The organism is Sphingobacterium faecale, from assembly GCF_016746095.1.
Classification (GTDB): Bacteria; Bacteroidota; Bacteroidia; order Sphingobacteriales; family Sphingobacteriaceae; genus Sphingobacterium; species Sphingobacterium faecale.
Window position 1 is genome coordinate 194,480 of the sequence record NZ_JAERTY010000010.1, and the last position, 20,403, is coordinate 214,882.

Consider the following 20,403-nt stretch of genomic DNA (forward strand, 5'->3'; position numbering starts at 1 on the left):
TTATTTCAATTCTATTGGCCCATAAAAATAATTCGTACTATTATCCTTTTCATAAAATCCACCAAAAGTACGATACAAAGGATCTGTTGGTGTAATTGCCGTAGGTAACCAGTTCAATACAAACACGCGATTGGTCATATAAGGTAATATGTACTGCTCAAAATAAGGCTTAAACCTAGATAATGCTCCATTATTGTTACTACCTGTAGTTCCTTCAGGAACCTTTTTGGTAAAGACTATTTCCGATGTAGCTACGTTGATTTTAAAACCAAAATCATAATCCGCATAAAATCCTATAGCTCCGGTGGCGGTTGAAGCATAGCCAAAGCTAACGGTTACCGTGGAATCGCTTGAAAAGTTTAACGCCATGTTTTTAACAAACCTCCGTTCAGTAACAGTAGACTGCGTCGCTACAGCATTTACAAAGTTGTTATAAACAGTCGTAAAGGCTGTAGATATTCCATAGCTGGTATAATGAGATGCCCCTGGAGTATAAAGTATAGATTTCACTTTATTTGTTCCCAGCCAAATAGGGAGGGTTTGGGTTATATCAGTCGGATCCTTCGCATTATAAATTGTCTTAAAAGCCAGTTGCGTCTCATTTTGCAAAGCGCGAAAATCTAAACCAAAGGCTGCCTTATAGTAATCTACAACTTCCTGCTCTTTTGCTCTCAGTTTAAGCTGAGCCGACCGTGGAGCCGTAAGAACGTAATTATCAAACCAAACCTGCCCCATTACCAACAAATGAGCAGCCATTTCTGCAAAATCTTCAGTATACTTTCCCCTCGCATAACGGCTGACAAACCCTAATGATTTTGCCAAAGTCTCCGTATTGGAAGAGTTAGTCCAGTCTTCATAATAGTCGGCTTTGGTAATTTCAGCAAAAGACGGTGGAATAATCACGTTTTGATTCATGATATGCACAAACTCATGATGGATGGTTCTTAGTTTTCTTCGAACCCCAGCATCACCTTCCACAACACTTTCCGAAAAATTATTCACATCATAAAGAGTTACCTTGCGTCCTGCATCTGCAGTTCCCAACACGACAGATCCATTTGTATTGTAGAGAACAGAACCAAAAAGTGCATACTGTTTAGGGACAAATGTTTTTATAAATGTTTTACCTGCTATCTTCTCATAAGGTCTGATATAGCAATTCAAAACAGCTTCCATCATGGGTTGTACCCGTTCTAGTTTCACGGGGGATACATCACGACTTACCTCTGTATTATTTCGATCAAAGCGATACACCACTTCTATATTGTATGGATCAACTAGATTAGTCAGCAACCACTTATCGAGCGCGCTATTAGTCAAATCTGACTCACTATAAATAGACATATCTACGTCTACGGTATCATTATCCCTAGAACATCCCAAGAACAATAATACTTGAAGTATCATACATATTATTACTATCTTTTTCATATTACAGTTAATTGATGTTATCTTGGGTTACGTATTATTCCATTATTAATTGCGTCCTGAGGGATCTGAAAGACACGTCGCTTATCACCTGCCGGCAATTCCTGAAATGTTTCTGTCCCATCTGAAGCGATATGGTTATGCTTTACCGTTAATTTATGACGAAGAATATCCATCCATCGAATGCCTTCCTGCATAAACTCTTTCCTTTTGGCTTCTAGTACAACCATAAGTAACGCTTCTTTATCATCCGTGACATTGAAATAGGTCTTTGCTTTTGCAGCCGTCATACCATGTGTTGATGGGCTGTATCCCGAAATTCTTGTACTGGCAAAATCATTTAAGTCTTTTATCGCATTTGCAAAGTCTTCGTTCTGAATATAGGCCTCAGCACGATTTAACAAGGCTTCATCAGCAGTCAAAATGGGCGACATAATATAAGCCACACCAATCCCTGCTTGGATATTAGTATAAAAGAATGTTTCATTAAATTTATTAGTGGTATAATTGGGGGCCGTCCAAGATCCAAATTTCTGCAAAAATGGAGCTCCAAAAGAGGTGGTACCTGTATAGATATTTTTCACCGTTTCTCCAAAGCTGTATCTCGCACCACCATTATAGTCGTAACGTTGTTCAAAAGAGTACGTACTTGCTAAAAGTACATTCCACGTATTTTGTGAACTTGTATATGCTGCCCTATACTCATCGTAAGATAGTGGGCTTAATTTTTGTACATACTGCCTAACATTAGATCGAAACGTACTCGTTGGATACATGGCTGTTGCATGTTCAATTACTTTGTCCCATTCACCCTTAAATAAATAAAAGCGTGCAGCAAAGGCGTGTGCAGCCTGCTCCGTAAAATGAAATTTGGGAACCTCGTGATTGATACCTTGAAGCAACGCCAATCCTTCTGTCAAATCCTTTTCGATCTGTGCATAGGTATCCGCTAAGGTACCTCGCTCATAAGAAGGATTTACCGTAGTTTCGGGGATTAAAGGATATGGGATCCCTAATCCTGAATTCGCTCCTCCTATTTCATAGGGTTCACTAAAAAATATGGAAAGCATAAATATACTGTATGCCCGTGCGATCAATGCCTCGCCTTTAAATTGATTCACGTTAGAACCTTGTAATGTCTTCTGCCCGGAAAAATCATTGTTAGCAATAGATTCCAATGCTTGATTGGCAGTTGCTACTGCTCGGTAACAGGCAAACCAATATTCAGCTGGCGTACCATTCCCTCTTTCTAAAACCTCATTCCAATGATACAATCCTATATAAGGCTCATTATTACTACCTGCGTACTGTGCTCCTTTATCTTCTGCATTATCGGAAGCAACTTCTGCAAATGTAAAATAATGACGATCAGGATACCCACTCACCAATAATTGAGATAGCTTATCAAGATTCTGGATTTCCGTACGCATATCAGGATCGACACCCAAATACTTTTCACATCCAGAAGATAGTATTGTCACTATGAAAAGTACAATACCTATGCTTTTAATTTTTTGTAGTTTCATAATAGTTTCAATTAAAATCCAAGTTTTACCGACAGCGTGTATTGCTTTGGAATCGGCATTGCTACTCCACCATTATTGAAAAACTCGGGATCAGCCCCATTCAATTTCTTGTCGGAATATAATAACGCAATATTATTACCCACCAATGCTAACTGCGCTGTACTAAATCTTAACTTCGACACCCACTCTTTTGGCAATTGGTATGCTAATGAAACATTCTTCAACCGAATAAAATCGCCTTTTGCAACACGTTGATCAGAATAACTATATACATTATAAGGATACTGTGAATTGGTCGTATTACCATTGGGACGCACGATATTATTTGCGCGATCAAATGCATCCAATAAGGATGGAATATTGGTATACTTCTCATCACCTGGCATTACCCAGCGATTGATAAAATCTTTACTTATGGAACTAAAGTCGGAATAACTAGCCGAATAAATAGGTTGCAAACGTACGTAATTTCCTGTGGCAAATGTCAACAGGGCCGACAAAGTAATCCCTTTATGTGATACCTGATTATAGAACCCTCCAGTAAATGTTGGGTCTACTGGACCATGGTAGGTAAGATTCGCAACATCTGTTGTATTTTGAAGATAAATATAAGGTTCATTTCTCTTGCCATCTGTGCCTATATACGTTGGGTATCCATAATTCGGATCTAGACCATCAAATGTAACGGAAAACAGACCACGTTGGGAATATCCCTTCATTGGTGCTCCTTCAGCCCTTACTAATGTCCATATGTTTGGATTGACATCCAACTCCGTAACTTCATTCTTGTTTAAACCAAAGTTAAATTGCGTTCTCCATTTAAAGCCGTTATCCTTCTGAATAGGGTTACCAGCGATAGTGAATTCAAAACCGCTAGCTTTAATTTTACCATAGTTTGCCAGTTTTTGACTCTGTCCACCTACTCCAGAAACTGGTCTTAGACCTAATAAGTCAAAGATATTTCTCTTGTAAAAATCAACCGTTACATTAACTTTATCGTTAAACCAGCCTAGGTCACCACCAACGTTAAATTCATACAACTTTTCCCACGTTAATTCTGAATTAGCTAAACTGGAAATATAAACCTGAGTTTCCTTATCTTCTGGCTTAGGTCTATATGTGATTCGATTATAGTATAATGTCGAAGTATTGTTAGCATTACCCATATTGGCTACTAGACCATAAGTACCGCGAACTCGAACAGATGAAAGCACATCATTTTTTGGATAAAAAGACTCTTGATCGACATTCCATGCGCCGGAAACATTCCAAGTCGGTAACCAACGTGCGGAAGTCACTGCCCCCATCCTATTTGAGCCATCGTATCTTACTGTTCCGTTAAAAGAATACTTATCATTAAAATTATATGCTCCACGAAACATAAATGCTACATTGCGCTCTTTACCATACCCCATGCCAAAATAAGGATCTGCAGCTTCGATCATCTTTTTGAAATAGAGGTAATTGGGATTAACCAATCCGCTACTATTATACTGATAACCCACACCATCAAACTCATAGTTATCTCTATCGGTATAACGCATCTCCATAGATCCGAATAAATTAAATCGATGCAACTCGGTAATTGCAAGATCATATTCTAGATTTTGCCTGAAATAATAGTTCTTAATTTCATTGCTTGATGGATTAAAAAATCCTCCTTCATTCAATATCACTACCTTCGGATTGTTTGGATAGTCCGGATCTTCGTAAAGGAAAATATTATTAGCATTCACGATTGCATTGCCATTTGCTCTAAAAGCCTCAGCCATATTAGATTTATCCAATATGTAATGCTTACGAGTGGAATTAGCATAGCGATAAGCCCCATCTAATGAGTACGTTAAGTTAGACAAAATCTTATATTTTAGACCGCCCTGTAGTTTCAAGTCTAACATACGTAAGCTAAGATAATTCGTGTTCAGCTCATTAATAATATTAAAAGGAGCATAATTGCGTGTAAAATACTCTAGCGAACCATCCTCATTATAAGGAGTGATTAAGCGCGAGGTATTTAAAGCATATGAATAAGGGTTAATATCAAAGTTACGTGTGTAAGTTCCAAATACAGGGTCAGAATCCCGCGTTAAAGTACCGGGAGCATTCTGATCACGTATAGATGTTGCTGCCAACAACTCAGCACTTAACTTATCACTAATTTTTATATTCGATCGAATATTTCCTGTAAAACGCTTTACCTTATCTGCAATAGTCTGCCCATTATCATGCGTCATACTAGTCGAAAAATAATTTTGTGCCCGATCTGTCCCTGTCATTACACTTAAAGAGTGCTCTTGAAGCAACGAGTTTTTGAACAACACATCAAACCAATCGGTGTTTGACTTAGCGTACCTTGATAAGAAGTTCAGCTGCTCCTCTTTGGTATTCTTTAGCTTAAATGAATCAGAGGCAGGATCATACATATACATTTGATCGTACATCTTAGCAAAGATTCCTCCATGTCTCACATTTGCCATCGAAGAATGAGAATAATATCCCTTATTTTCAAGCTCCATTAGTACAGACATCTGTTCTGCAGAATTCATGATATCAAATTGGTTATAATTCGGCTTTAGATAGGTCGTCATCGTACCGGAATAATTTATATTCGCTTTACCATCTGTATTTCTACCTTTCTTTGTCGTAACGACAATCACACCATTCATAGCTCTGGCACCATACATTGCTGTAGCAGCAGCATCTTTCAAAATATTAAAGGACTCGATGTCATCAGGATTCAAACCTGCCACCGAAGAGCCTAACAGGGTATTTGCATCTCCTGTAGACAGTGCTTCATTTGAAATGTTGACCATGTCCTCCATGATAATTCCGTCTATTACCCACAGCGGCTTATTATCGCCTGACAAAGAGGTAGCTCCGCGAACACGCACTTTAGGAGCTGCGCCAAATGTTCCAGAAACATTTTGAACAGATACCCCAGCAACCTGCCCCTCCAACATGCGAGATACATCAGGGACACCCGATCGCTCCGCATCTTTAGCATTAACTTTCGAACTTGCTCCCGTAAAAAATTTCCTGTCAATATTCTGATATCCGGTAGCTACCACATTGACTGCCTCTAGTGTATTATCCTGAGCTTTAAGCCTAATGTTAACAAGCTTTCTACCTTCTATAGCTACTTCAGTCCCATCATAACCTATAAAACGAATGACTAAAGTCGAGTTTGCAGGCGCATTGATGGTAAATTCCCCTTGAGCATTAGTTGAAACGGCGCCATTTCCTCCTTTTACGGAAACGGAAGCACCAGCTAAAGGCTGACCTTCGGTATTATGAACGGTACCTTTAACCTGGTTTTGCTGAGCATAGCCAGAAACAACAACAGGTTTTAAATTTTTATCTTCAATAGGACTAATTGTAATGGTTTTATCGATTATCTTAAATGCCATATTGTTATTGGCTAACAACTTAGACATCGCTTCATTCAGCCCCGCATCGTCAATCTTTAAATTGATTCTTTTCGCATCTTTAATAATTGCATCATTGTAAAGAAACTTGAAATTTGTTTGTTTAGTTATTTCCTTAAAAGCATCTTCCAACTTGGCATTAAGCAGTGAAAGCGATACTTTTTGCGCCTTCCCGCTTCCATAAGCACAGGTCATAAAAACTAACATTAAGGCTGTTGCTATTTTCATAATCCGGAAAATTATTGGAAAGGGCGCTCCTTTGGGGACAATAATCCCTTTGCCAAATGATAAGTTATTCATACATTTGAGTAATTGAGTTAATGTTAATGGTTAAAATTCTACTTAGCTTAATGAACCTTACAGGGGTGCTGCAACACCTCTGTTTTCATTTTTAGTACACTATTTACGTCATATTCTTTTCTTTTTTAGAATTACTAATTTGTTGTTGTCTATTTTAAAATCTAAATCACTTACAAACTCTAACATCTTCAAAACTTCTGTCAGATTTGCCGAACGGCTAATTTCGCCGGTATAAGTCTGAGAAAGTGAGACTCCCTTGGAAAAAGAAACCTCTAGGTCATACCAGTTCTGTAACTCCTTTGCGATACTCACAATATTATCTCCTTTGAAGTAAAACAAATTGTTTTTCCAAGCCAGCTCTTTCTGCAAATCAGCTTTACGTAGGTCAATTCTACTTCCAACGATCTCGCCTTTCATCCCTGGATAAAGGATTTCTTGTAGATGATCTTTATATACCATGACCTTTCCCTCCTCTAAAGTGGTGACCGGTCTATCGGTATACGCCGAGATATTAAAATGAGTTCCTAGCACTTTCACATTGCCACCAACAGTCTCTATCACAAAAGGCCGATCTTGATCTTTAGCCACTTGAAAATAGGCCTCTCCTTTCAATTTAACCTGTCTTCTGTCTTTTGTAAATTGCGATGGAAACACGAGTTCACTACTGGCATTGATCCATACCTTGGTGCCGTCGGAGAGAGTCATATGGAGAAAATGGGCTGCCGGTACCACTAACTTATTGATTGTCGTCGACGGTGCATCCGCAACGATTGTTTTCTCATCAGTCGATATACTACCATCCGCTAATAAAGTCACATTATCATTTACTTTAACTTCTGTGCCGTCTTCCAAAACAATCTTGGCACCTTTTATGGCTGGAAGAATATCATTTTTATAACGTTCATCTTTGCTTTCTACAATACGCGAGGATTCTACATCTTCATTGGTTCTTAAAAGGAAAAAAGAAACCGTCCCTATCAGGACGAGTAAAGCCGCGGCAATACGCCCCCAATACCACAAGGATTGCTTACGCCGTTTCTTTCTTAGTATAGACCATCCTACCTCCTCATCAAATGAGTTGAAGATACGCATATCTGCACCACTCTTCATTTCTTCTTCCAACTGTTGAATCAACTGGACATTGCGAGAATCGTGCTCTGACCATACCTGCAGGGCATCAATTTCTGCTTCCGTCAATTCACCATTGAATTTACGACGTATTAGTTGGGCAATATATAAAGGGTCGGTTCTCATAATTTATTTCCTCTATAAAAAATCTAAATGGATGAGGGTAACTACAAAATTCACTTATATATCATCATCACACAATCCTATGGCACTTAAGAGCGAATTTATGTAGGTTTATATATAAGAAACGAAAAGTGAATAAAGGGGTGACAAGAATTTAACTTTTTTTTAACATGTAGATTTGCGTCCGAGCGAATTAGCTTATCTGCTATAACCGACTGCTTAAAATTCAAGCGCCCACAAGACTAAAAGAAAGAAAAATTCGGGATGAATCTTTTGACGCAGTACACGGAGCGCCCGTTGCTTTTGGGTTTTTATAGTATTAATCGATATTTCTAACTTTTCGGCTATTTCTTGGTTAGAGAAACCATCCAAATAGCTCAGCTTAAATATATGCTGACAAGAGTCTGGCAACCCCTCCATAACACGTGCAATCTCGGACATAAATTCGGCACGAATGATCTTGTGCTCATAATCTGTATCATCAGCCTCCGTAGCATATTGTCGATCCAAATATTTCTGTATAGTTTTACTTTTACGGCTTTGATTGTATACCGCATTTCGAATTGTACTATAGAGGAACGAACGAACAGCCGCAGGTTGGATGGATACCTTGTGTTTGTTATCCAGATAAGCGATAAAAGCATCCTGAACTAGGTCCTCAGCCACCTCCGTATCCTTCACCATCTCCCAGGCAAAATAACATAACACTTTGTAATGCTTATTGAACTCAATGCGATCCTCGAAATTCATCCCGGTCTCCTCTAGGAATATGGTGTAATTATATTTTTTGTATTAGTAGTAAATATAGGATATATAGAGAGGAATATCAAATAGGCCAGAGCAAAGCGGATACCTTTTTCTTCTAGAAAATAAAGGGCTGCCTTTTTTCAACAAGCAGCCCTTTAAAAGTCTTAACTATCAGCTCACTTAGAGTTCCACCATACAGGGATCACCATTGCTTTAAGCGCTTCACTAGGAATATTACTAGGAATATTCTCACCATTATATAATCTTTCAGACGATGGATACGGGAATCTTACAGGAATCTGATTAAGTCTAGGTTCCTGATCTAATTTTGTTTGCCCACTATACATCTCGTTATTAATAGGGAGATTAGGATATCCCGTTCTGCGATAATCATTATATGGCTCAGCCATTAAAAAGTTAGCCACATACTTCTCTGTAATTATTTGACTGTAAGCAACATCAGAAGAAGAACTCAATTGGTTTTCATCTAAATATTTGTCTGCAAGCACAGCGTCAATACCATAAAAATCCATAGAAGCTTGGACTGCCTTCTCGTATGCAGAAATTACCGTTTGATTAGGTACTTTATTTGCTTTTAAAAATTCCGCTTCAGCACGGATAAATTCAACTTCAGGATATACTAACCAATACAGAGGTGCGTCAGCTGCACTGTAAAATGATCCAAGGGCAGAATAGTTTCCTATTACATTCTTCGGAGGCTCATTTGTTATACCAATATATTCACCTACATTTTCAGGTGCTACATTATCCCCCGCTACAACTTTCGCAACTTGAAATGCGATACGTGGATCTTTACTAGCCAGCAATTTGTTTACATAATATTGAGACGGGCGCGTGGTAGTCGCCCATTTTCCATCAATAGCGAATTGGTACCATGGATTTTCAGACCCCAAAGCATCAGCATATTTAAATTTAGGCTGATTAGCTGCTGTAATTGCCCCTTTATTCAACTCACTTATAGCTAATTCAGCTTGAGCTGCCGCTGTATATCCCGGTGCATTAGTTAGCCTTAAATGAAATCTTGCCTTTAGCGTATGTGCCAATGCAATCCAATTTTCCATTTTTCCTCCATAAATAAAATCATCACTAGTCGGCTTGAGTTTATTTTCCGAGTTTCCAGCTTCTGTAATAGCTTGATCAAGTAAACTTTGAATAGACTTATATACATCTTCTTGGCTATCATATTTAGCACGATAGACACCTTGGCTTCCTTTGAAAGCGTCAGAATAAGGTACATCCCCAAACAAATCGGTTACAATAGATAAGTTCCATGCTAGAATAATTTTTGCTATCGCACTGTAATGTGGGTTACCATTAGCTGTAGCTTGTTCTTTCAATAAAAAAGCATTATTCATTACATCTACATACGAATAGGCATTCCATAAATTATTCACATCGCCACTATTCAGCTGATAGTTTCCTGTATGTACTCCTGCTACAGCGGCAGCGATATGCTTGGTCCACAACGCTGTAAACCTTGTAGGTTCTCCTGCATTTATTTCGTAAGAAAAATTGGCCAATAACGCTGATAACATCAGGTTCTCTGGGACTGAGGTGGGGTTATTGGGATCTTGATTTATATCCAAATTCTTATTACAAGAAGTAAATAAGGATGTCGAAAGAAATAAAACAATAAATATTTGAAATATACTATTTTTCATCTTCATAATCTTAAAATTTTACGTTCACACCAAATGTAAACCCTTTTGAACCAGGCGTAACGGAGTGATACAAACCTTGCACTTGGTTACCAATTAAACTTCCTTCTGGATCTTTATAAGAAAAATCAGACTTGATCCACAAATTGCGTCCTGTAGCTGAGAATGTTACTTCACCGATTTTAGCTTTTTGCAACCAAGTTTTCGGCAAAGTATAACTTAAAGTAACCTCTCTCAATTTAATATAACCAGCATCCTCAATAAAATTTTGGTCAATGTTAGAGAACCAATTTTGATAGTAGTTTTGATCTTTAGTTACTACTATGTCGTTTTCGGAGCCATCTTCCCTTACACCCTCATGTTTAATAGTTGACCCTCTATCTTCAGTAAGAACAGAAGATCCATAATAAGTCGTATAAGTCAAATCTAGATTAAGAAGTTTACCACCGGTTCTGACATCTAACAAACCAGATAGTGCAAGATTCTTATAGCGAATACTATTTCTTATTCCCATGTTCCAATCTGGCAAAACATTGCCAATAGGCCCTAAGTCAGATTCCAATGGCAATCCTTCGTCATCAATTAAGGTTTCTCCTTTTTCATTTTTCTGGAAGCCCTTCCCCCAGATTACATAACCATAATTAGCATCTATACGTACTTGAGGATTATCAAATCCCCCTAGGTAGATATTATCCACGCCTTCAGCCAACGATTCCAACTTATATTTATTTTTAGAAAAATTTGTAACAATATTCCATGTAAAATCATTTGTCTTCACTGGTACGAGATCTAACATTACTTCTACACCAGAATTTGATAATTTACCTGCATTAGCAACTAGATACGCATATCCTGATGTTGGAGCCATTGGTTGCTGAAGAATTTGATTCTCACTTTTCTTATTATAATAAGAAAATTCTAAACCTATTCTATTTCTGAAAAACCTCAGCTCTGTACCAACCTCATATTCAGTTACAATCTCTGGTTTCAAGTCAATACTTGCCAACACACTACTCGATTTGAAGCCGTTAACACCATTATATGGAAATGTAATCTCTCCCCGTGTGCCGTCACCAGGTGTCGCTTGAACATAAGCTTGAGTTGTATAATACGGTGGAGCATCATTACCTGCCTGAGCCACAGAGGCTCTCACCTTTCCAAATGAAAAAACATCATTTGCCAAATCAAATGCTTCCGTAAAAATAAATGATGCAGAGGCCGATGGATAGAAGAAAGAATTGTTACCTGTAGGAAGCGTAGATGACCAGTCATTACGTGCCGTTAAATTTAAATACAAGTAATTCTTATAATCAATATTTGCAGAAGCATAAATACCTACTAGACGTTTCATCCAATCCTTCTGATATGCTTGTTGGGAAGTCATACCGCTAATATCAAAGAAACCAGGTATATCAAGACCTACGCCACGAATAGTTCTTCTGTTGAATGATTGTTGATTATAGTTAGTACCTATCAAACCAGAAATAGACCAGTCATCATTAATCTCATAGTTTGCAGACAAAATTAAATCATTATTCCATTGCTTATAATTAATCAATCCAGAAAAATAACGCCCATTAGGTATTCCCTTAGTACCCACATCTACTTTCTCCTCTGATAGATCCGAATAGGTATCCAAACCAGCTCTATTGATCAATTTCAACCAAGGTAAGAGATCTACCGTTGTTTCATTCGAAACAACAAAACGATTTACATTACTTGGGCGAGAATTATTGTTAACTATCCAAAAAGGATTATTAAACCCACCTGTCGCTGTTACATCAGATTGCCATGAAAGATTACCATATTTTTCGTAGGCCTCTTTCATATCAAAACTCGCTGGGGCAAAATTTAATCCAAATAAAAAGGATTGTCCGCCATTCCCCTCAATCATTCTATTATTCTTGGTATTACTGTAGGTTACCGAAGTAGATGAAGTTACTAATTCGCTCAACTTTGTTGTAAACCCTCCCGTAAAACTATTTCTCTTGAAGGTATTATTTGGTACGATACCCTCTTGATTTGTGTTTGAGTATGTTAAGATATATGAAGTATTACCTCCTCCTCCGCTCATCGAGACAGAATTATTCCAGTTAACACCGGTTTGATAAAACTGCTTTCTCGGGTCTAGGACTTTAGGCATGCCAATTGCGTTAATTACAGCCTGACTTACGGAATCTTTATGGGGTCCCCAAACAGCGGAAGTTTGAGGTGCAGCACCAGCTTGCTCTGCATAGCCTCCATAAGCTAAAGGTAATCCATTCCTATAAAGACCATTCAATCCTTGCAAATAAGTGTTTTGAAACCCTGCTGTGATAGCATTATCAAGAGAAACGCTGGAAGACACTGAAATTCTAGGAATCTTTCTGGATTCTTCAGAGGCCCCCTTTTTTGTTGTGATCATGATGACACCAAACATACCACGAGATCCATATAGGGCACTCGCTCCTGCACCTTTTAACACAGAGACACTCTCTATTATATTGGGGTCTAAATCAGCCAACCTACTACTACCCGTACCAGTAAAAAGAGGATCGACTGTTTCATCTCCTTGGCTATTGCCATTATCAACGGGGATACCGTCAATTACAAAAAGAGGCTCACCACTGCCAGTAATAGAAGTGTTCCCTCGTAATTGGATCATTGCGGAAGACCCCGCTTGACCGCCAGAACTGGAAATCTGTAAACCTGCGACCTTTCCAGCTAGAGCATTAATAACATTCGGTTCTCTAGAACTCAGAATATCCTCAGACTTAACTTCCTGAACTGAATATCCTACAGCTTTCTTCTCTTTTTTAACACCAAGAGCTGTTACAACAACCTCCTCCAAAGCATTGTCTTCTGATACTAACTGTATATTAATTGAACTCTGACTACCAACCGTCACTCGTTGTGCATTATATCCAATAAAAGAAAAATTCAGAGCTGCCCCCTGATTCACGGAAATCGAATAATTTCCACTTCCATCGGTCTGCGTGGCCGTAGAAGTACCCACCACGGACACCGACACTCCAGATAGTGGAGCCCCATCGGTTGCAGAGGTAACCTTACCACTCACTTGCCGGTTTTGCGCCATCGACACGCCTATCAAGCAGGTCAGCACAAAAAATAAACTGAGTAATTTTTGTTTCATGTGTTTATGTGTTTAGTTAAAAATTGTGTGCTTAAATAATATTATATTCTAAAAATCTACCACAAAAGCCATATTTCACCATCAAATAAGATAGCATCACAACTCAATTTACCAATTAGTTAAATTGAAAAATAACCATACTGAATTATGGCATTAGGTCATCCTTGAGAATAACTATTAATATGATCTGATGCTTAATCAAACCGCTCCTAAAAGAAAAGTCTATAGCAGGAGACTAAAGGATAAAAGGTGTAATCTTTGTTTCATTTGTGTGTGTTTAGTTTTTAAAATTGCTTGTGTGTTAGTAGCCGCTTTATCGTAACAACGATATTACTATGCAAACATATAAAAAAAATTAAAGTTTCACATTTTTTAACATATTTTTTATCGAAAACAATAACCAAAACCGTAAAAAAGACAGAAACCAGACTTTAATTGTAACAAAGAACTAGTTATTTCGCCAAACAACTAAAATAAAATGAGTGCAGTATTACCATTACAAAGCCCTGTGACATCTTTATCTTTTATCAATAATCAGGGTTGCTTCCATTATATATTACATAAAAACGGGGTGATATTTTTCAACATCACCCCGTTCTATCCACTGAAGACTTACGAAATCTACGTATTTCTTCTACTGGTCATGGTAATCGGAAAAGCATCAATCCTTCAACGGGTTTTGGTCAGCTACCGACAATTGCTTGTTAGCGTTAATCTCATCTTGAGGTATTGCAAACAACCATCTATTACTATTAGCCGGTAGTGTCGTCACGCCTGGAGCAAAATTATTACCATTACCTCCATTTAACTGCGCTCCACCGTGGTTACCAGCGCCAGTAGGACGATTAAGCCCCTTTCCAAGGCGTTTGATATCCAGAAGACTAAAACCTTCTCCCCACAACTCAATTTTACGCTGTAACAGAATTTCATTTAACAAGGCCTCCCCTGCGAGACCTGCAGCTGTATATCCGCTGTATCTTGTTATCACTAGATCCGTAAGCGTCTGTGCAGCTGCCACGTCCTCCGTAAGACGAGCCTGCGCTTCCGCCTTAATAAGATATAGCTCGGACAATCTCATAAATAAATAATCTGAAGCCCAATTACCTAATTGACGCAACTGGAATTTCTTTTGTGCATAAATAGGCATATCAGCACTAATTACACCCTGAAACAAATCTTTACGCACATCACCGGCTTGGATCTTGTCGTAAAGATCCTTTGTGATCTTTTTCTGACCACCTAGTGCTGCATAACCGCCTACGGCAGCTCTATTATCCATATGCGAATAAAACGAAGCAAAAGCCGTAGATTGCTCTACATTGACCTCTCCACCCCAGATCCACTCAGCTGCACTCAGGGTATTGAACGCTGCTGAAGTGTACTGAGCAGCCGTAAACAATTGTTTACCACTCGACTTGATCGCTTTATCGGCCATTTCCAATGCTTTCGGAAAATCTCCCCTTTGAAGAGCCACTCGTGCAAATATTCCCTCTGCGGTAGCTTTGTTTACATGCGAAAGGTGAGCGCGGGATTTCCCTTCTAACAATTTAATAGACTCCGTCAAATCCAGGTAGATCTGATCGTACACGTCTTTCACCGTACCTCTTCCCTTACCTTCGGTTGTAGGGACTGTATAAAGCGGCACCCCCGGATTGTCCGGCCCATACTTCGAGAAGAAATTGACGAGATAATAATACGAGTGTGCACGCAAAGCTAATGCCTGTCCCATAATCAAGTCTTTTTCCTCCTGTGTCCCTGTTGCTGCCGGCAATAAGGATATGATCCGGTTCGCATTATTAATGATCCGATAATAATAATACCAGGTACGGTCTGCTCTTTGATTAGTACTGGCACTACTTAAACCAGAGTAATTATATTCACTCGTGTAATATCTATAGCCTTGGGCATGAAGGATAACATCTTCCCCCATCATATCAGAGGTCAGGTCATAGGCCTTTTGTCCAAAATTCCCATGGTTGGTCAACGAACTGTACATGGTACGTATAGTACCATTCAAGGCGACCATCGCCCCTTCAGTAGTCTTAAATACAATATCTGCACTCACTAAATCTGTCGGGTTCGTTTCTAAATATTCTTTCTTACAACTGGTAGCCATAATGGTGCAAGCCAAAGCTACCGCAGTCATTCCTTTATATAATCTTTTCATGTTGTTCTATCTTATAAACCTATTGTTACACCAAAAGTGAAGTTCCGCATAGTAGGATATGTATAATCTGCAGTTCCAGTAAAAGAGCGTTGCGGATCCATACCTTTTCTTTTCGTGAAAATCGCCGCATTATCTACGTTTGCAAAGACGCGAAGCCCGGACAATCCCATCCTAGAACTCAGCAGTTTATCAAAATTGTATCCCAACGTAATGTTTTTAACATTTAAGTAGGACGCATCAAACAGGAATCTGGACGACGTAGAGTTCCCAGCATTTGCCGCTCCGATACCATTCTGAAGACGAGGTACATCGGTCACTTGCCCCGGCTCTGTCCATGCATTCAAAATATCAGAATGCCAATGTGTTCCGTAATTCCCCATATGCATCAAGGAAGCATAGTTCCCATCATAAAATTTGCCTCCGATCTGATAAGTCAAAAGAACCGACAGATCAAACTGTTTGTAACGGAAAGAGTTAGTAATACCACCGACAAAATCAGGAATTGCAGAACCATGATAGTAATATGTAGCAGAGTTTACGTTATTAGTAGTCGTACGACCAATCACATTATCGTCTGCATCCAGCTCGTCCATATACCACAAAGCATCCCCGTTAGTAGGATCCACCCCAGCATAGTCTCTTAACCAGAATTGATAAACATCCTGTCCTTCCATCAATCTCTTTGTGCCACTGATAATACCTGCATCTCTATTTTCTTCAGGTAATTTCGTGATCTTGTTTTTGTAATGGCTAAGGTTAAGATCAATTCTCCAGTCAAAATCGGTATGACGGATTGCATTGTAACCAATCTGAAGATCAATACCACGATTATACATAGTACCTACATTACGCCAGATCGATGTAATACCAGTAGACATTGGTAGTGGAACACGGAATAATAAATTGGAAGATTCTCTATTATACCATTCGATAGTACCATCGATCTTTCTATCAAAAAGTGTAAAATCCAACCCGACATTTACCGCTCTGTTTTTCTCCCAACCTAATCCCTCATTGGGTAGTGAAGTGATGATTGCTCCTGGCATGCTCACATTGTTCCAGCCGTAACCGTAAAGACTTTGCCAGCCATAGAAATTATCAATATTCGTATTGGTAGGATCTTCCTGATCAGTCTCAGAGGATGCTCGAGCTTGTACCACTCCCTCATTACCTTGCTCTCCGTAACTCGCTCTCAACTTCAACTCATTAATCCAGCTCACATCCTTCAGGAAATCTTCCTGGCTGATTCTCCACCCAGCCCCGACAGAGTAGAAGTTACCCCATTGGTTATTTCCTTTTCCATCCTTACCAGGGTAAAAACGAGAAGTACCATCTCGACGTAGACTTGCTGACACTAGGTATTTATCGAGATAGGTATAGTTGACACGGCTGAAATAACCTTCGATTCTATGGTAGTTTTCGTAGGAAGTCGCATCCTCAAGGGTAGCTCCTGGCGCTAGTTCCGAATTTCCTGGAAAAGGGAAGCCCGAACGTGTTGCTGACAGAAAATTGCGCTCCAAGCGGTAATTCTCATGTCCTACCATTACATTCAAATTGTGATCTCCAAATGTCTTGTCATACGTCAATACCTGATTGAAGGTAAATGAAAGCTGTCTGTTCTGGATTTTAGTAGATCTACCTCTCACATTCGCAGCATCGCCATATTCAGGGTTTTGGAAAGTAGTGGTGTACCTATTGTAATAATTTCCACCCACAGTAGTCCTAAATGTAAAATCTTTTAAGAAACGTGCCTCTAAATAAGTGTTAAAGTTCACATTTCCTATTTTACCGGTTCGCTCGTCTAGAGCCAACGAACCTAAAAGATTGGAGTTACCTGCGTAGGGTCTTGCTCCCATCTGAGAGTTCAATCCCCAGTCCAACGATTTCTCTCCGGTCAATGGATCGATTACAAAACCATAATTAGCATCTATACGTACTTGAGGATTATCAAATCCCCCTAGGTAGATATTATCCACGCCTTCAGCCAACGATTCCAACTTATATTTATTTTTAGAAAAATTTGTAACAATATTCCATGTAAAATCATTTGTCTTCACTGGTACGAGATCTAACATTACTTCTACACCAGAATTTGATAATTTACCTGCATTAGCAACTAGATACGCATATCCTGATGTTGGAGCCATTGGTTGCTGAAGAATTTGATTCTCACTTTTCTTATTATAATAAGAAAATTCTAAACCTATTCTATTTCTGAAAAACCTCAGCTCTGTACCAACCTCATATTCAGTTACAATCTCTGGTTTCAAGTCAATACTTGCCAACACACTACTCGATTTGAAGCCGTTAACACCATTATATGGAAATGTAATCTCTCCCCGTGTGCCGTCACCAGGTGTCGCTTGAACATAAGCTTGAGTTGTATAATACGGTGGAGCATCATTACCTGCCTGAGCCACAGAGGCTCTCACCTTTCCAAATGAAAAAACATCATTTGCCAAATCAAATGCTTCCGTAAAAATAAATGATGCAGAGGCCGATGGATAGAAGAAAGAATTGTTACCTGTAGGAAGCGTAGATGACCAGTCATTACGTGCCGTTAAATTTAAATACAAGTAATTCTTATAATCAATATTTGCAGAAGCATAAATACCTACTAGACGTTTCATCCAATCCTTCTGATATGCTTGTTGGGAAGTCATACCGCTAATATCAAAGAAACCAGGTATATCAAGACCTACGCCACGAATAGTTCTTCTGTTGAATGATTGTTGATTATAGTTAGTACCTATCAAACCAGAAATAGACCAGTCATCATTAATCTCATAGTTTGCAGACAAAATTAAATCATTATTCCATTGCTTATAATTAATCAATCCAGAAAAATAACGCCCATTAGGTATTCCCTTAGTACCCACATCTACTTTCTCCTCTGATAGATCCGAATAGGTATCCAAACCAGCTCTATTGATCAATTTCAACCAAGGTAAGAGATCTACCGTTGTTTCATTCGAAACAACAAAACGATTTACATTACTTGGGCGAGAATTATTGTTAACTATCCAAAAAGGATTATTAAACCCACCTGTCGCTGTTACATCAGATTGCCATGAAAGATTACCATATTTTTCGTAGGCCTCTTTCATATCAAAACTCGCTGGGGCAAAATTTAATCCAAATAAAAAGGATTGTCCGCCATTCCCCTCAATCATTCTATTATTCTTGGTATTACTGTAGGTTACCGAAGTAGATGAAGTTACTAATTCGCTCAACTTTGTTGTAAACCCTCCCGTAAAACTATTTCTCTTGAAGGTATTATTTGGTACGATACCCTCTTGATTTGTGTTTGAGTATGTTAAGATATATGAAGTATTACCTCCTCCTCCGCTCATCGAGACAGAATTATTCCAGTTAACACCGGTTTGATAAAACTGCTTTCTCGGGTCTAGGACTTTAGGCATGCCAATTGCGTTAATTACAGCCTGACTTACGGAATCTTTATGGGGTCCCCAAACAGCGGAAGTTTGAGGTGCAGCACCAGCTTGCTCTGCATAGCCTCCATAAGCTAAAGGTAATCCATTCCTATAAAGACCATTCAATCCTTGCAAATAAGTGTTTTGAAACCCTGCTGTGATAGCATTATCAAGAGAAACGCTGGAAGACACTGAAATTCTAGGAATCTTTCTGGATTCTTCAGAGGCCCCCTTTTTTGTTGTGATCATGATGACACCAAACATACCACGAGATCCATATAGGGCACTCGCTCCTGCACCTTTTAACACAGAGACACTCTCTATTATATTGGGGTCTAAATCAGCCAACCTACTACTACCCGTACCAGTAAAAAGAGGATCGACTGTTTCATCTCCTTGGCTATTGCCATTATCAACGGGGATACCGTCAATTACAAAAAGAGGCTCACCACTGCCAGTAATAGAAGTGTTCCCTCGTAATTGGATCATTGCGGAAGACCCCGCTTGACCGCCAGAACTGGAAATCTGTAAACCTGCGACCTTTCCAGCTAGAGCATTAATAACATTCGGTTCTCTAGAACTCAGAATATCCTCAGACTTAACTTCCTGAACTGAATATCCTACAGCTTTCTTCTCTTTTTTAACACCAAGAGCTGTTACAACAACCTCCTCCAAAGCATTGTCTTCTGATACTAACTGTATATTAATTGAACTCTGACTACCAACCGTCACTCGTTGTGCATTATATCCAATAAAAGAAAAATTCAGAGCTGCCCCCTGATTCACGGAAATCGAATAATTTCCACTTCCATCGGTCTGCGTGGCCGTAGAAGTACCCACCACGGACACCGACACTCCAGATAGTGGAGCCCCATCGGTTGCAGAGGTAACCTTACCACTCACTTGCCGGTTTTGCGCCATCGACACGCCTATCAAGCAGGTCAGCACAAAAAATAAACTGAGTAATTTTTGTTTCATGTGTTTATGTGTTTAGTTAAAAATTGTGTGCTTAAATAATATTATATTCTAAAAATCTACCACAAAAGCCATATTTCACCATCAAATAAGATAGCATCACAACTCAATTTACCAATTAGTTAAATTGAAAAATAACCATACTGAATTATGGCATTAGGTCATCCTTGAGAATAACTATTAATATGATCTGATGCTTAATCAAACCGCTCCTAAAAGAAAAGTCTATAGCAGGAGACTAAAGGATAAAAGGTGTAATCTTTGTTTCATTTGTGTGTGTTTAGTTTTTAAAATTGCTTGTGTGTTAGTAGCCGCTTTATCGTAACAACGATATTACT

General features: G+C 38.9%; 9 protein-coding genes. All 9 read right to left on the minus strand.

The window, feature by feature from the left end; translation table 11 throughout:
• The 9 genes from JKG61_RS18270 to JKG61_RS18310 all read right to left on the minus strand — a co-directional run bounded on the left by JKG61_RS18270 (position 1) and on the right by JKG61_RS18310 (position 20,068).
• The gene (locus JKG61_RS18270; RefSeq protein ID WP_202104402.1) at positions 1–1,431 is read right to left on the minus strand and encodes a substrate import-associated zinc metallohydrolase lipoprotein; all 1,431 of its coding nucleotides are present in this window, start codon (positions 1,429–1,431) and stop codon (positions 1–3) included.
• 17 nt (positions 1,432–1,448) lie between these two features.
• A complete protein-coding gene (locus tag JKG61_RS18275; RefSeq protein WP_202104403.1) occupies positions 1,449–2,954 on the minus strand; it encodes a RagB/SusD family nutrient uptake outer membrane protein in 1,506 nt (501 codons plus the stop codon).
• An 11-nt stretch (positions 2,955–2,965) separates the two neighbouring features.
• Complete coding sequence (locus JKG61_RS18280) at positions 2,966–6,679, minus strand: SusC/RagA family TonB-linked outer membrane protein (RefSeq protein ID WP_202104404.1); 3,714 nt, start codon at positions 6,677–6,679, stop codon at positions 2,966–2,968.
• Between the two features lie 108 nt (positions 6,680–6,787).
• Positions 6,788–7,933, minus strand: coding sequence for a FecR family protein (locus tag JKG61_RS18285; RefSeq protein WP_202104405.1), 1,146 nt, complete (start codon positions 7,931–7,933; stop codon positions 6,788–6,790).
• Positions 7,934–8,149: 216 nt separating this feature from the next.
• The gene (locus JKG61_RS18290; protein ID WP_202104406.1) at positions 8,150–8,680 is read right to left on the minus strand and encodes an RNA polymerase sigma-70 factor; all 531 of its coding nucleotides are present in this window, start codon (positions 8,678–8,680) and stop codon (positions 8,150–8,152) included.
• Positions 8,681–8,853: 173 nt separating this feature from the next.
• The gene (locus JKG61_RS18295) at positions 8,854–10,359 is read right to left on the minus strand and encodes a SusD/RagB family nutrient-binding outer membrane lipoprotein (protein ID WP_202104407.1); all 1,506 of its coding nucleotides are present in this window, start codon (positions 10,357–10,359) and stop codon (positions 8,854–8,856) included.
• Between the two features lie 10 nt (positions 10,360–10,369).
• Positions 10,370–13,489: a SusC/RagA family TonB-linked outer membrane protein gene (locus JKG61_RS18300; RefSeq protein ID WP_202104408.1), complete on the minus strand. Its 3,120-nt coding sequence runs from the start codon at positions 13,487–13,489 to the stop codon at positions 10,370–10,372.
• A 661-nt stretch (positions 13,490–14,150) separates the two neighbouring features.
• Complete coding sequence (locus tag JKG61_RS18305) at positions 14,151–15,656, minus strand: RagB/SusD family nutrient uptake outer membrane protein (RefSeq protein WP_202104409.1); 1,506 nt, start codon at positions 15,654–15,656, stop codon at positions 14,151–14,153.
• An 11-nt stretch (positions 15,657–15,667) separates the two neighbouring features.
• Entirely contained in the window at positions 15,668–20,068 is a 4,401-nt protein-coding gene (locus JKG61_RS18310) for a SusC/RagA family TonB-linked outer membrane protein (protein WP_202104410.1), read from the minus strand.
• Positions 20,069–20,403: the final 335 nt, after the last annotated feature.

What these genes read in the sequence shown, in the direction of transcription:
- JKG61_RS18270 (WP_202104402.1), bottom strand. Translation starts at nt 1,431, where the DNA reads ATGAAAAAGATAGTAATAATATGTATGATACTTCAAGTATTATTGTTC.
- JKG61_RS18275 (WP_202104403.1), bottom strand. Translation starts at nt 2,954, where the DNA reads ATGAAACTACAAAAAATTAAAAGCATAGGTATTGTACTTTTCATAGTG.
- JKG61_RS18280 (WP_202104404.1), bottom strand. Translation starts at nt 6,679, where the DNA reads ATGAATAACTTATCATTTGGCAAAGGGATTATTGTCCCCAAAGGAGCG.
- JKG61_RS18285 (WP_202104405.1), bottom strand. Translation starts at nt 7,933, where the DNA reads ATGAGAACCGACCCTTTATATATTGCCCAACTAATACGTCGTAAATTC.
- JKG61_RS18290 (WP_202104406.1), bottom strand. Translation starts at nt 8,680, where the DNA reads ATGAATTTCGAGGATCGCATTGAGTTCAATAAGCATTACAAAGTGTTA.
- JKG61_RS18295 (WP_202104407.1), bottom strand. Translation starts at nt 10,359, where the DNA reads ATGAAAAATAGTATATTTCAAATATTTATTGTTTTATTTCTTTCGACA.
- JKG61_RS18300 (WP_202104408.1), bottom strand. Translation starts at nt 13,489, where the DNA reads ATGAAACAAAAATTACTCAGTTTATTTTTTGTGCTGACCTGCTTGATA.
- JKG61_RS18305 (WP_202104409.1), bottom strand. Translation starts at nt 15,656, where the DNA reads ATGAAAAGATTATATAAAGGAATGACTGCGGTAGCTTTGGCTTGCACC.
- JKG61_RS18310 (WP_202104410.1), bottom strand. Translation starts at nt 20,068, where the DNA reads ATGAAACAAAAATTACTCAGTTTATTTTTTGTGCTGACCTGCTTGATA.